The 14267-nt window shown below is 68.7% G+C and carries 8 protein-coding genes; 5 read left to right on the top strand and 3 right to left on the bottom strand.

The annotated features are described in order from the left end of the window. Positions 1-2: 2 nt before the first annotated feature. Both glgX and ybaK read left to right on the top strand, forming a co-directional pair. A complete protein-coding gene (gene glgX / locus ACYVI5_RS09625) occupies positions 3-2051 on the top strand; it encodes a glycogen debranching protein (protein WP_460579990.1) in 2049 nt (682 codons plus the stop codon). Between the two features lie 2 nt (positions 2052-2053). Continuing rightward, a complete protein-coding gene (ybaK, locus tag ACYVI5_RS09630; RefSeq protein WP_460579991.1) occupies positions 2054-2551 on the top strand; it encodes an aminoacyl-tRNA deacylase in 498 nt (165 codons plus the stop codon). An 8-nt stretch (positions 2552-2559) separates the two neighbouring features. Here ybaK and glgP read toward each other — a convergent pair whose 3' ends face one another. Then, positions 2560-5118, bottom strand: a complete 2559-nt coding sequence (gene glgP / locus ACYVI5_RS09635; RefSeq protein ID WP_460579992.1) for a glycosyltransferase family protein — start codon at positions 5116-5118, stop codon at positions 2560-2562. Positions 5119-5255: 137 nt separating this feature from the next. On the opposite strand from glgP, the gene ACYVI5_RS09640 reads away from it, so the two are divergent. Together ACYVI5_RS09640 and glgB are read left to right on the top strand one after the other, a co-directional pair. After that, positions 5256-7322: an alpha-1,4-glucan--maltose-1-phosphate maltosyltransferase gene (locus ACYVI5_RS09640; RefSeq protein WP_460579993.1), complete on the top strand. Its 2067-nt coding sequence runs from the start codon at positions 5256-5258 to the stop codon at positions 7320-7322. Positions 7323-7331: 9 nt separating this feature from the next. Continuing rightward, on the top strand, positions 7332-9572 hold the full coding sequence (gene glgB / locus ACYVI5_RS09645; protein ID WP_460579994.1) for a 1,4-alpha-glucan-branching protein: 2241 nt from the start codon (positions 7332-7334) through the stop codon (positions 9570-9572). Here the strand turns inward: glgB and ACYVI5_RS09650 are convergent, their stop codons facing one another. Further along, positions 9573-10532 (bottom strand): tetratricopeptide repeat protein, encoded by a 960-nt coding sequence (locus tag ACYVI5_RS09650; RefSeq protein ID WP_460579995.1) that lies wholly within the window; start codon positions 10530-10532, stop codon positions 9573-9575. After that, a complete protein-coding gene (locus ACYVI5_RS09655) occupies positions 10529-12451 on the bottom strand; it encodes a hypothetical protein (protein ID WP_460579996.1) in 1923 nt (640 codons plus the stop codon). The genes ACYVI5_RS09650 and ACYVI5_RS09655 overlap by 4 nt, the downstream gene beginning before the upstream one ends. 352 nt (positions 12452-12803) lie before the next feature. Between ACYVI5_RS09655 and ACYVI5_RS09660 the strand changes: the two genes are divergently transcribed. Then, entirely contained in the window at positions 12804-14252 is a 1449-nt protein-coding gene (locus ACYVI5_RS09660; protein WP_460579997.1) for a coiled-coil domain-containing protein, read from the top strand. Positions 14253-14267: the final 15 nt, after the last annotated feature.

Below are 14267 nucleotides of genomic sequence, written 5' to 3' on the forward strand. Positions count from 1 at the left end.
GCATGTCCAGCGAGGATCCCCTGTCGCAGCTCGGCGTTCGCGCCGAGGCGGACGGCGGGACGATCGGGGTGTACTCGAAGAACGCGACCTCGATCGAGCTGCTGATCTTCGACGACTCCGATCCGAACTGGCTGATCGAGACGGTGCCGCTCACCCGCGGCCACGGCGACGTGTGGATCGCACAGTCGCCGCACCTGAGACCGGGCACCCGCTACAACATCAGGTGCTCGGGACCACGCGGACCCGAGCACCATTTCAATGAACGCAAGCTGCTGATCGAGCCGTACTCGCGCGGCCTGCTGCGGGCCGGCACGAAGGAGTGGCGCTCCGTCGTCATGGACGGCGACTTCGACTGGGCTGGTACCGGCAAGCCACGCGTGCCCACCGACCACACGGTGGTCTACGAGGCGCATGTGAAGGGCCTCACCACGCTCAACACGGCGATTCCGGAGGACCTGCGCGGCACCTACGCGGGCCTCGCTCATCCGGCGACCATCGAGCACTTCCACCGGCTGGGTGTCACCAGCATCGAGTTGCTGCCGGTGCATGCCTTCGCCACCGAGCAGCGCCTGTCGCGGCTCGGGTTGTCGAACTACTGGGGTTACAACACGCTGAACTTCTTCACTCCGCACGCGCCGTACGCCACCAAGCAGGCGCAGGCATCCGGAGCCGCTGCGGTGCTGCGGGAGTTCAAGGGCATGGTGCGGCTGCTGCACGAGGCGGGCCTCGAGGTCATCCTCGATGTCGTCTACAACCACACGGCGGAGGAAGGCCTCGGCGGCCCCACGACCAGCCTGCGCGGCATCGACAACGCCACGTACTACCGGCAGAACCCCGACGGCTCGTACATCGACACCACCGGCGTCGGCAACACGATCGACTACGGCAACCCCGTCGCCGATCGGCTGGTGCTCGATTCGCTGAAGTACTGGGCGAACGACGTGCAGATCGACGGCTTCCGCTTCGACCTCGCCGCCGCCCTCGGTCGGGACGAGACCGGCGAGTTCGCGGGCGACCACTCGCTGGTGACCGCGATTGTCGACGACCCGTACCTCGAGGGCGTCAAGCTCATCGCCGAGCCGTGGGACATCGGTCCCGGCGGCTGGCAGACGGGCGGGTTCCCGAACGGCTGGCACGAATGGAACGACCGCTACCGCAACCGGGTGCGCTCGTTCTGGCTGGCGGACATCGCGGATGCCCGTGCGCACGGCTCCGCGCCCACCGGCATCGGATCGTTCGCGACCAGCCTCGCTGGATCGTCGAACCTCTTCACGCAGGAGCGTGGGCCGCTGGCCTCGGTCAACTTCGTCACCGCGCACGACGGCTTCACGCTCGCCGACCTCGTCTCGTACGACGAGAAGCACAATCTCGGCAACGGCGAGAACAACCGGGACGGAACGAACGACAACCGTTCGTTCAATCACGGGGTGGAGGGACCGACCGACGATGAGAGCATCCGTGCGGTGCGACGGAAGGCGGCGCGCAACCTGATGGGCACGCTGCTGCTGTCTGCGGGCATCCCGATGATCACGGCGGGCGACGAGTACGGCAGGAGCCAGTCCGGCAACAACAACGCGTACTGCCACGACGACACGCTCACCTGGTTCCGCTGGGACTGGGACGAACGGCAGAGGGACTTCGCCGCCGTCACCGCTGAGCTGATCAGGCTGCGCAGGGAGAACCCCGCACTGCGTCCCGTGCGGTTCGGCAAGTTCGGCGAGACGGTGCCGAGCGCCAGCCAGCTGGACTGGTACGACGCCTCCGGGAAGACAATGGCTCAAGCGGACTGGGACTCGCCCGAGAACCGCACGCTGCAGTACCTCGCCGCGTCGACGCCCGAGTTCGAGGAGTTCAACCGCATCCTGCTCGTGGTGCACGGCCTCGAGACGGACACCGTGGTGACGCTGCCCGAGCGCGAGGGTGTCGCCGGCTACACGCTGCTGTGGGACAGCGCACGGGAGACGGTGGCCGGCGCCGACGGCGAACACGCACCGGGCGACGCCGTCGACATGGGACCCACGTCGATGAAGCTGTTCCGGGCGCACGAGTAGCGGTGCCGAAGAAGTCTGCGTCAACGCGGCCGGCAGGAACACCGGCGACGCTGGCGCTCACGCACGCCGGTGTTCCGTTCGCGGCGCACGCCTACGAGCACGATCCCGGCGTGACGGCGTTCGGGATCGAGGCGGCGACAGCGCTGGGCGTCGAGCCGGCGCGGGTGTTCAAGACGCTGATCGCCGACGCCGACGGCCGGCTCGTCGTCGGCATCGTCCCGGTCACCGGTCAGCTCGACCTCAAGGCGCTGGCCACCGCCGTCGAGGCCAAGCGGGCATCAATGGCCGACGCCGCGGCCGCCCAGCGCAAGACGGGCTACGTCGTCGGCGGGATCTCCCCGGTCGGTCAGAAGTCGCGACTGGAGACCGTGCTGGATGCCTCGGCCTCCGCCTTCGAGACCGTCTACGTCTCGGGCGGTCGCCGCGGCTTCGACATCGAGCTGTCTCCGGCTGACCTTCTCGCGGTCACCGGCGGGCGTCTGGCCGCCATCGCGCGCTGACGCCGGGCTCAGCGGGCAACGGTGACCAGGCCGAGCTCAGCCGGGCTCGCCATGGCGCGGTTGCACGGCAGTACGCGCACCGTGTAACCGAACGACCCTGCGCGGTCCAGCGGCACGGCGCCTTCGAACGCGGACGTGCCGCCGGCGCCGCCGTCGTGGTGGCTCAACCGCTGATGCCCGACCTTCTCGAGCTCGTCGTCCTCGCCGATGCGGCCGTACACGACCTCCACCGCGACGTCCGACGACTCCAGGGAGCCGAGGTCGACGTGGGCGCGCAGACGGAGCCTGTCGCCGACCTGCGGAACGGCATCCAAGCCCCCGGACTCCACGTGCACGACCGCCACCTGCGGCCACGCGTCGGTCACCCGTTGCTTCCAGGTCGCGAACTCGCGGGCGCCCTGGTACCGGTTCGCGGCCAGCTGCGTCGCCTCGGCGTACGCGGGCACGTACAGCTCGGTGACGTACTGGCGCACCATGCGATCCGCGCTGAGCTCTGGGGACAGGGTTTTCAGGGTGTGCCGCACCTGCTGCATCCACGTGATCGGCACCCCGCTCTCGTCGCGGTCGTAGAACCGGGGCGCGATCTGGTGCTCGATGAGGTCGTAGAGCGCGTTGGCCTCGAGCGCGTCGCGTTCCCCGGCGTCGCCTGCCGCGTCCGCTGACGGAATGGCCCAGCCGTTCTCGCCGTCGAAGTACTCCGCCCACCAGCCATCGAGGATGGACAGGTTGAGCGCCCCGTTCAGCGCCGCCTTCATGCCGCTCGTGCCGCACGCCTCGAGCGGCCGCAGCGGATTGTTCAGCCAGATGTCGCAGCCCGGGTACAGCGTCTGCGCCATGGTGATGTCGTAGTCCGGCAGGAACACGAGGCGGTTGCGCACCTCGGGCGAGTCCGCGAACTCGACGAGTTCCTGGATGAGCCGCTTGCCGCCGTCGTCCGCCGGATGCGCCTTGCCGGCGATGACCAGCTGCACCGGACGCTCCGGATCGTTCAGCAGGCGAGTGAGCCGCTCCTTGTCGTGCAGCATGAGAGTGAGCCGCTTGTAGGTGGCGACCCGCCGCGCGAATCCGATGGTGAGCACGTGCGGGTCGAGCACACCAGCCAGCCACGCGGGAGCGATCGCTCCGCGCGACCGATGCTGCCATTCCCCGGCGACGCGGGTGCGGGCATCCTGCACCAGGTTCTCGCGCATCCTCCCGCGCACGTTCCAGAGGTCGTGATCGCTGAGCGCCGGCGAGAGCCAGTCGGCGTGAGTCGTGTCAGACGTGCCGAGCGCGTTCTGCGCCAACTCCGTCAGAAGCGGATCGGTCCAGGTCGGCGCGTGCACACCGTTCGTGACCGAACCGATCGGCACCTCGTCGTAGTCGAATCCCGGCCAGAGCCCCGCGAACATGTGCCGGGACACGTTGCCGTGCAGCTTCGAGACACCGTTCGCGCGCTGCGCGAGTCGCAGCCCCATCACGGCCATGTTGAACACGCCCGGCGATCCGCCGTCGTAGTCCTCCGCGCCCAGGCGCATCACGTCGTCGACGTCGATTCCCGGTACCAGCTCGTGCGCCTCGAAGTAGCGGTGCACGAGGGATGCCTCGAAGCGGTCGATGCCCGCGGCCACCGGCGTGTGCGTGGTGAACACGGTGCCGGCCCGCACCGCCTCCAGCGCCTGCGGGAATGCGAGGCCCTCGCCGATCAGCTCGGCTATGCGTTCGAGCCCCTGGAACCCGGCGTGGCCTTCGTTCGTGTGATACACGCTCGGCGCGGTGAGGCCGAGCAGGCTCGTGGCCGTGCGCAGAGCCCGGACGCCGCCGATGCCCAGCAGCAGCTCCTGCAGCAGCCGATGCTCTCCCCCGCCGCCGTACAGCCGGTCGGTGACGCTGCGCAGGTCTTCGTCGTTCTCCGGGATGTTCGTGTCAAGCAGGAGCAGACGCACTCGGCCCACAAGCGTGGTCCAGATGCGGGCGCTCAGCGTGCGGCCGTCGGGCATGGCGAGCGCCACCACGGCCGGCGTGCCGTCCGCGTGGCGCAGCACCGACAGCGGCATCCCGTCGGGATCCAGCACCGGATAGCTCTCCTGCTGCCAGCCGTCGGCGGTCAGCGACTGCGCGAAGTACCCGGACCGGTAGAACAGCCCTACTCCGGTGAGCGGCACGCCGAGGTCCGATGCGCTCTTCAAGTGGTCTCCGGCGAGGATGCCGAGCCCGCCGGAGTACTGCGGAAGCGCCGCCGCTATGCCGAATTCTGGCGAGAAGTACGCGATCGACTGCGGGGCATCCTGAAGGCTCTGATACCACCGCGGTTCGCCGATGTAGCGGCGGAGGTCGTCGCGCAAGCCGTTCGCCCAGCCGATGAAGCCGTCGTCGCCGGCAAGTTCGGCCAGGCGTTCGGGGCTGACCGCACCGAGCAGCGCGATCGGATCGTGGTTCGTACCCCGCCACAGGTTCTCGGAGATGTGGCGGAACAGATCCCTGGTCGGCTCGTGCCACGACCAGCGCAGATTCGAGGCGAGTTCGTCAAGCGCTTGCAGGGAGTCCGGGATGACCGCGCGGACGGTGAATCGACGGATGGCTTTCACTCGCGCAACCCTACCCACGCCGCATGTCGAACGCACGAACGGATGCCCGGCACGAGCCTCGCGCGGGAGTGTCGCGGCGACGCGCGCGGCGTGCAAGGGGTGGCGATTTCGGGCCCCCATCGCGCTACGGTCGGAGAATGCCGACCACGTCGTCACGCTCGCCGCGTAATCGCCCGGCGGAAGCAGCACCGCGGAGCGAGTACCGGCCCGTGCTGGGCAGGCTTCCGATCCTCGACGTCGGCCCGGTCGTCGAAGGCGGCGCCTGGCCCGCCAAAGCGTACGACGGCGAGGTCGTGCCGTTCTCCGCCGTCGCGTTCCGCGAAGGTCACGACCTGATCGGTGTGGAGCTCGTACTCACTGCGCCCTCGGGCACGACGCTGCGGCGCAGGATGTCCCCACTCGCGCCAGGCACGGACCGCTGGGGAACCACGGCGCTCCTGAACGAGCAGGGCACGTGGCGCTTCCACATCGAGGCGTGGGCCGACGACGTGGCGACCTGGTGGCACGCCGCAGGCATCAAGGTGCCCGCAGGAATCGACACCGACCTGATGCTCGCCGCAGGCGCCGAGCTCCTCAATCGAGCCGCAGCCGAGCAGCCGAACGAGGCGGACGGGCGATGGCTCGCAAGCGAAGCGAAGGCGCTCGTGAAGGAAGGGGAACCTGCGACAGTACGGCTGGACGCCGTGGAGCTGAACGGGGTGCTCGACCACCTGACCCGCAAGCCGCTGCGCAGCCTGGTGACGGCATCCCGCGAATACGAGGTGCTCGCCGAACGGGAACGCGCCGGCGTCGGCGCATGGTACGAATTCTTCCCACGCTCCGTGGGCGCCGTGCGCAACGCCGGCGGTTCCTGGAAGTCGGGCACGTTCCGCACGGCGGAGTCCCGGCTGCCCCGGATCGCCGAGATGGGTTTCGACGTGGTCTACCTGCCGCCCATCCACCCGATCGGGCTCGCCTACCGGAAGGGCCCGAACAACTCGCTCGATGCCGGCGAGAACGACCCCGGTTCACCGTGGGCCATCGGTTCAGCGCAGGGCGGACACGATGCGATCCACCCCGACCTCGGCACCGAGGCCGATCTCAAACGCTTCGTCGCGCGGGCGAAGAAGGCGGGACTCGAGGTGGCGCTCGATCTCGCGCTGCAGGCGTCCCCTGACCACCCGTGGGTGCGTGAGCATCCGGAGTGGTTCACCCGGCTCCCCGACGGCTCGATCGCCTACGCCGAGAATCCCCCGAAGAAGTACCAGGACATCTACCCGGTCAACTTCGACAACGATCCGGAAGGCATCCGCGGCGAAGTGCTGCGCATCGTGCGGTACTGGATCGATAAGGGCATCCGCATCTTCCGCGTCGACAACCCGCACACGAAGCCCGTCGACTTCTGGGAGTGGCTCATCCACACCGTGAACGCGGAGGAGCCCGACGTGGTGTTCCTCGCCGAGGCGTTCACCCGGCCCGCCGTGATGCAGACGCTCGCGAAGGCAGGCTTCCAGCAGTCGTACTCCTACTTCACGTGGCGCAACACGAAGGCCGAACTGGAGGAGTTCCTCGACTCCATCGCGCACGAGACGGATGCCTTCATGCGGCCGAACCTCTTCGTGAACACGCCGGACATCCTCACCGAGTACCTCCAGTTCGGCGGCCGGCCGGCGTTCAAGCTGCGTGCGGCGATCGCGGCGACCGGTGCCCCGCTCTGGGGCGTGTACTCCGGCTACGAACTGTACGAATCGGTGGCTCGCAGCGGCGCCGAGGAGTACATCGACAACGAGAAGTACGAGTACCGGCCGCGCGACTACGACGGCGCCGAGGCGCGGGGCGAATCGCTGGCGCCATACCTGACCATGCTCAACCGGGTGCGGCGCGAGCATCCTGCGCTTCGGCAACTGCGCAACCTTCACGTGCACTCCAGCGAGGACGACGCCGTACTCGTCTACAGCAAGCACCTGCCCGCCGAGTTCAGCGGAACCGGCGATCCCGATACCGTGATCGTGGTCGCGAACGTCGACCCGCACGCGGTGCGCGAGACGCTCGTGCACCTCGACCTTGCGGAGATCGGTCTGGCGCCCGGCGCAACGTTCGAAGTGACGGATGCCGTCACCGGTCAGACATGGTCGTGGGGTGCCACCAACTACGTGCGGCTGGATGCCTTCCACGAGCCGGTGCACATCCTCAGCGCGAACTTCCCTGCAACTCCCATGGCGTAAGGCGGCCGGATGTCCGAGAACGAGATGACGACGACGGCGCACGCGGACGGGTCCGCCGCGATGCAGGCACCCGTGGTGGACGACGCGGCGCTGCTGGCCGTCGCCGAGGGGCGCCATCACGAGCCGCACTCAGTGCTCGGCCAGCACTTGGTGGCGGCGGACGGCGTCGCGGACCGCGTGACCGTCATCCGGGCCCTGAGGCCTCTTGCCCGATCGGTCACGGCCGTGCTCGCCACCGGCGCCCGAGTCTCGCTCGGCCATCTCGGGCACGGCGTGTGGCAGGGCGTGAGCGTGCTCGGGTCGCAGCCATACCTGGTGGAGGCGCGCTACGAGGACGGCTCGGTGTGGACCGCTGAGGATCCGTACCGGTTCACGCCCACGATCGGCGAGCTCGACCTGCACCTCATCGGAGAGGGCCGTCACGAGCGGCTCTGGGACGCGCTCGGGGCGCACTACCGCGAGCACGAGGGTGTCTCGGGCACGGCGTTCACGGTGTGGGCGCCGAACGCGACGGCCGTGCGCGTGGTGGGCGACTTCAACGACTGGAACGGCACCGGCTCCGCGATGCGCTCCATGGGCGCCAGCGGCGTGTGGGAGTTGTTCCTACCCGGCGTCGCACCCGGCGCGATCTACAAGTTCGAGCTGCGCGGCAAAGACGGCGCGTGGAGCCTCAAGGCCGACCCGATGGCGCGGCTCGCCGAGGTTCCGCCCGCCACGGGTTCCGTCGTCACCTCCAGCGACTATGCGTGGGACGACGGCGACTGGATGCTGGCCCGCCGCTCCCGCAACCCGCACACCGGCCCGATGAGCGTGTACGAGCTCCACCTGGGGTCGTGGCGCCCGGGGCTCGGCTACCGCGAGGCAGCGGACGCCCTGATCGACTACCTCACGGCGCTCGGGTACACCCACGTGGAGTTCCTGCCGTTGGCGGAGCATCCGTTCGGCGGCTCATGGGGCTACCAGGTGACCGGTTACTACGCACCGACCAGCCGATTCGGGCATCCGGACGATCTGCGCTATCTCATCGACCGGCTGCACCGCGCGGGCATCGGCGTCTTCATGGACTGGGTGCCGGGGCACTTCCCGAAAGATGCCTGGGCCCTCGCGCGGTTCGACGGCGAGGCGCTGTACGAGCATCCGGACCCCCGCCGCGGCGAGCAGAAGGACTGGGGCACTTACGTGTTCGACTTCGGCCGCCCCGAGGTGCGCAACTTCCTGGTGGCGAATGCGTTGTACTGGCTCGAGGAGTTCCACGTCGACGGACTGCGCGTGGATGCCGTGGCCTCCATGCTGTACCTCGACTACTCGAGGGCCGACGGCGAATGGCTGCCGAACGTGCACGGCGGCCGCGAGAATCTGGAGGCGATCTCGTTCCTGCAAGAGGCGACGGCCACCGCGTACAAGCGCAACCCGGGCATCGTGATGATCGCTGAGGAGTCCACCGCCTACCCCGGGGTCACGGCTCCGACGAGCGCGGGCGGGCTCGGATTCGGGCTGAAGTGGAACATGGGCTGGATGCACGACTCGTTGCAGTACATGCACGAGGACCCGATGTACCGCTCGTACCACCACGGCGAGATCACGTTCTCGTTCGTGTACGCGTTCAGCGAGCACTTCATGCTGCCGATCAGCCACGACGAGGTGGTGCACGGCAAGGGGTCGCTGCTGTCCAAGATGCCGGGCGACCACTGGCAGCAGCTCGCGAACGTGCGCGCCTACCTGGCGTTCATGTGGGCGCACCCGGGCAAGCAGCTGCTGTTCATGGGCCAGGAGTTCGGGCAGCCGTCGGAGTGGAGCGAGGAACGCGGCCTCGACTGGTGGATCCTCGACCAGCCAGCGCACCGCGGCCTGTGGGACCTCGTGGCGCGGCTCAACGACATCTACCGCGACGAGCCGGCGCTGTGGCGTTACGACCAGGACCCGCGCGGCTTCCAGTGGATCGACGGAGGAGACGCGCAGGGCAACGTCGTGGCGTTCGCACGCCGTGCCGACGGCGATCCGCTGGTCTGCGTCGTGAATTTCGCCGGGGTGCCGCACAACGGCTACCGCCTGCCGATGCCCTTCGCCGGCGACTGGGAGGAACTGCTGAACACCGACGCGGCCGAGTACGGCGGCTCGGGTGTCGGCAACCTGGGCGTCGTCAACGCGACGGATGCTCCGTGGGGCGGGATGCAGGCATCCGCCGTTCTCGACCTGCCGCCGCTCGGCGCCCTCTGGCTGCGCCCGAAGCGCGCCACCGCAGCTGACTAGCTAGTACAGCAGCGACGCCAGGCGGCCGCGTGCCTTGATCACCCGCGGGTCGGTGACGCCGACGATCTCGAAGTAGTCGACGAGGCGGGTGCGGATGAGATCGCGGGTGGCCGCGTCGGCGGTGGCGAACAGGTCGAGCAGCCGGCCGAACGCGTCGTCGACGTGTCCACCGGAGAGGTCGAGGTCGGCGACGGCGAGGGCGGCATCCGGGTCTTTCGGAGCGGATGCCGCGGCATCCCGAACCTGATTCGCGTCGACGGTGGAGAGCCGCTTCAACAGGCTCACCTGTGCGAGACCGGCCACCGCCAGGTTGTCTGCCGGATTCTGCGCGATCGCCAGCCGGTACTCCGCGATGGCCCCGTCGAAGTCACCGCGCTCGATCGCGTCGTACGCCTCCTGGTGGTGCGGCGGCAGCGGTTCTGGTTCGGGCTCGGATGCCGTCTCGGCGCTCTCCGTGCCGGCCGCGTCGTCGACGCTCACACTGCCCGTCACGCCGTTCTGCTCCGCGATCTGCAGCACCTGCTCGAACACCTCGCGCACCTGCTGCTCGGGGATGGCGCCCACGAACAGCGGTGCCGGCCGGCCTCCGATGATGGCGACGACGGTCGGAATCGACTGTGCCTGGAACGCCTGCGCCAGCTGGGGGTTCGCGTCGACGTCGACCTTCACGAGCACGAGACGGCCGGCGTAGTCGTTGACCGCGCGCTCCAGCGCCGGCGACAGCTGTTTGCACGGCCCGCACCATTCGGCCCAGAGGTCGACGATCACCGGCACGGTGTTCGACAACTCGATGAACTGCGTGAAGTTCTGGTCCGTGCCGTCGTAGACGAGACCGGGCAGCGTCTGGACGGGCGCGGCATCCGCGCCGTCCGTTCCGGCGGGCTGCCCCGCCGGACGGTTCGCGAGAGCGGAGAGGTCGACGGCGCCGCGGAAGGATGCGGCATCAGGGGTGTTGGTCATCCGAGTTCCTTCGCACCGAGCAACGCCTGCGTGAAGCCGAGCATCACGATCTTGTGCTTCGACTCCGCGGGCGGCACGTAAAACAGTAGCTGGTAGCCGTACGTGGTCTCGAGGCCCTTCGTGCTGTCGGTCACTCCCGTGAGCGCCTGCACGTTCGGGTTGCTGGTCGACACGGTGGCACCGGCCTCGACCGGCTTGAGTGTGGACACCTCGTTCAGGCTGGTGGCGACGATGGCGCCCGAGTCGTTCGTCGCCATGGCGATCGGTCCATCCGTTCCGGGCTGGCTTGTGAACGTGAGCGACGCGGTCTTCGGCAGGTTCGTGATCTGCGACGCCTTGTACGCCGCTCCCACCTGGGGCGCCAGCTTGTCGGACTTCGAGTCGAAGAGGCTGTAGTACTTGCTCTTCTCGCCGTTCTGGAGCACGTCGCCGTAGTACTCCGCCAGCTTGTTCGGCGCGACCGACAGCAGCTTCGAGTCCGGCGGCACGATCGACGTGCCGATGTTGGCCGGTGGCAGGTCCGGCACATTCGCGTCGGCCTCCAGCGCGATCGCGTACTGCACCGTGTAGTTGTCACGTGGGGCCTTCTGGATCATCACCAGGTCGAGAGGAGCCGCCTTGGAGTCCTTCGGATCGTGCACCACGGCGCTGACCACGCGCGGCCAGTCGTTCGTGGCCTCTGGCAGGGCCAGCGAGACCGAGTTGCTCGGAATCGCCTGCTCGGCCGGTGCATCCGACTTCTTCGCGCGCAACGCGTAGTCGCCGGTTCTGGCATCCAGTGCTGGACCACTGAACCGCGTCGCTGCGAGCGTTCCGTTCAGAAGGCTGTCCGCCTTGCTCGCCACTGCAGCGATCTTGTTCACGATGTTGTCCAGCTGCGGACCGGTGACCGCCGGCGGTGGCGTGTCTTTTCCCTGCCCGGGCAGGTTGGTGGCGATCGGCGTCGAGGTCGGAGTCGCCGTCGAGCCGCCGAACTGGGGCCAGTAGTCCGACGAGCATCCTGCGAGCACGAGCGTTCCCACCAGCACAACCGGAACTGCGACGAATGCTCGGCCGATCGAACGCCTGCCCTTCGGCGGCCCCTCCACCTCGTTCGTCGGCTCGTAATCGCTGGGCTTCGGCGGCTTGGAGCCGCGTGGGAGCTTCGGCGGCTTGCCTCCCCCACGACGCGGGCCGCGCGAGCGCCGCATGTGGCGGATGGCGAGCACGTACATCAGCACTCCGAACGCGGCGACGACGATTCCCCCGACGATGAGCGGACCCGCGAACGGCGTGCGGCTGTCGAGCGGCCAGTTGATGGTGATCTTGTCGGGTGCCGGCTTCGTTCCGTCAGTGGCGACGATGACGCTGACCGTCCGCGGCACGTTCATCTTCGTGATCGAGGCGGCGTCACCGCTGAACTCCTCCAGCCACAGGTCCGATCCCGCCGGATTCGGGCCGGTGCGGTTCGAGTTGTTCGCGGAGTCGCTCGAGGTCGAACCGGAACCGGCCGTTGCGCTCGGTGTCGGTGCGGGGGTCGACGTCGGGGCAGGGGTCGACGTCGGCCCAGGAGTGGCCGTGTCGGAGGGCTTCGGCGTGGATGCCTTGCTCGGCTTTGCCCTGACCACGTGCGACGACAGGGTATTCGTAGCCGGGTTGTAGGAGACCTTCGCGTACTTCTCCGTGCCGAGCCAGGCGAGCACGTCGGAGGTGCGGCCGTAGGCGACGAACGGCTTGCCTCCGCCGGAGACGGTGAGCGTCTGCTGGCCAGGACGTGCACGCAGCACGGATCCGTCGATGACGGTGAACGGCGCTCCGCCCTCAACGACGGTGCCGGTGACGATGTTCGTGGGCGGAATCCAGATGGTCCGCTGAGCGAACCCCAGGCCGATCATCACGGCCGCGGCGATGAACGCCAGGATGGCGATCAGGAATCGCACGAACTCTCCTTCGCTGTCGCATCCGCACGCTCTGTGCCGTCGCGACGGGCGCAACCGGCGCCAATGAGTGGCGCCCGCAATCAGTGTTTCGGGTGACGGCCGCCGCGCGCGGCGCCCGGCAGGCATCCCACGATACCGAAACACCCCTGGGAACCCGCTCCCAGCGGCCCGAACGGCGGGTCGCGGAGCCGCGAATCGGACCCGGGCACCCCCCCAACGGATGCCAGGCCCGACTACACTCGAAACGCCCGGCGCGTCGTCGCGCTCGGCTTCGTGCCTCTGCCGGCTCCCCCATACGGCAGCGCCGCGCGCGAACATCCAACCCCCGATACCACCCGGAGAGAAGAAGCCCGTGGCCCCCGAAGAGACAGAGTTCACTCAAGTCTTCCGCGGTTATGACAAGGACGAGGTCGACAAGGCGATCCAGGATCTGCGGCGCGAGCTGATCCAGGCGAACGCGCAGACCGCGGATTCTGCCAAAGAGATCAAGCGCCTTTCCGCCCGCATCGATGAGCTCAATGCGGAGATCGAGGAAGTCGGAAGCCCGACGTTCTCCGGTCTCGGAACCAAGCTCGAGAACACGCTGCGCGTGGCGGAGGAGCAGTCCACGCGCATGATCGCGCAGGCCGACATCGACGCCGAGAAGCTGCGCTCCGCCGTCGCCGCCGAGGTCGAGAAGACCCGCCGCACGGCCGAGGAACAGGCCCAGCGCATCCTCGCCGAGGCGCACGCACAGGCGGACACGACGTTGCAGGACGCCGGCATCGAGGCGAACGAGCTGGTAACCGAGGCTCGAACCAAGGCAGACACACTGAACCAGGAGTCGCAGCGTCAGGCGGCTGCCGTGCGCGCTTCGGTCGCCACCGAGGTCGCCGAGCTGCGGGCGACGGCCAAGCGCGAGGCGGCGGCCATGCAGGCCGAGGCGGAGCACGAAGCGGCAGAGACGAAGGCCGCCGCCAACCGCGAGGCGGCCGAGGCACGGACGGATGCCGAAGGGCTGAGCCGCGAGGTCGAGGAGACGAGGGCGGCTCTCGCCAGGGAGGTCGAGGCGCGGCGTGCCGAGGTCGAGGCGGAACTGGCCGACCGTCGCACTGTGGTCGACCAGGAGATCGCCCAGGCACAGCGTGACCTCGCCGCCGACACCCAGCAGGCGCGCATCGACCTCGCCAACGAGATCGAGCAGGGCCGTGCCGCGCTGGCGCGCGAGCTCGATCAGCGCAAGGCGGAGGCCGCCGCCGAAGCGGAGAAGGAGCGCAAGGCGTTCCAGCGGGCCGCAGAGAAGGCAAGGAAGGAACTCGAGGAGGAGCTCGCGGGCATCCGATCGGAGATCGCCGCGGAGTCGGAGCGGCTGGCCCACGAGGCCGAGCGTGCGCGGATGGAGCTCGAGGTCGAGCTCAAGGCACGCCGCGACGAGTCCGAGAAGGAGCACCTCGCTCGTCATCAGGAGGCGGTCGCGCAGACGCAGAAGTACCTGGACGACGCGAACGCGGAGCTCGCTGAGGTCACGAGCCGCACCAACGAGGTGCGCTCTGAGGGCGAGGCCATCGAGCAGGAGATGCGTTCCGAGGTGAAGGCGGCACGCAAGGAGGCCGAGGCGTCGGCGCGCGAGATAGTGCGCTCGGCAGAGGACCGGGCGGCCGCGATCATCGACGAGGCTGAAGAGCGCACACGCAGGCTCGTGGCTGACGCGGAAGAGCGGCTCTCTCAGATTAGGATCGAACGCGAAGCCGTCGCCGGGTACTTCGAGAGCCTGCGTAGCGTGCTGAGCCAGGCGGAGCAGGTGACTGCCGTAGACGACTGACGGTGCAGGCGAGGG

It is taken from the genome of Humibacter ginsengisoli, from assembly GCF_054780095.1.

What these genes read in the sequence shown, in the direction of transcription:
- glgX (WP_460579990.1), top strand. Translation starts at nt 3, where the DNA reads ATGTCCAGCGAGGATCCCCTGTCGCAGCTCGGCGTTCGCGCCGAGGCG.
- ACYVI5_RS09640 (WP_460579993.1), top strand. Translation starts at nt 5,256, where the DNA reads ATGCCGACCACGTCGTCACGCTCGCCGCGTAATCGCCCGGCGGAAGCA.
- glgB (WP_460579994.1), top strand. Translation starts at nt 7,332, where the DNA reads ATGTCCGAGAACGAGATGACGACGACGGCGCACGCGGACGGGTCCGCC.
- ACYVI5_RS09650 (WP_460579995.1), bottom strand. Translation starts at nt 10,532, where the DNA reads ATGACCAACACCCCTGATGCCGCATCCTTCCGCGGCGCCGTCGACCTC.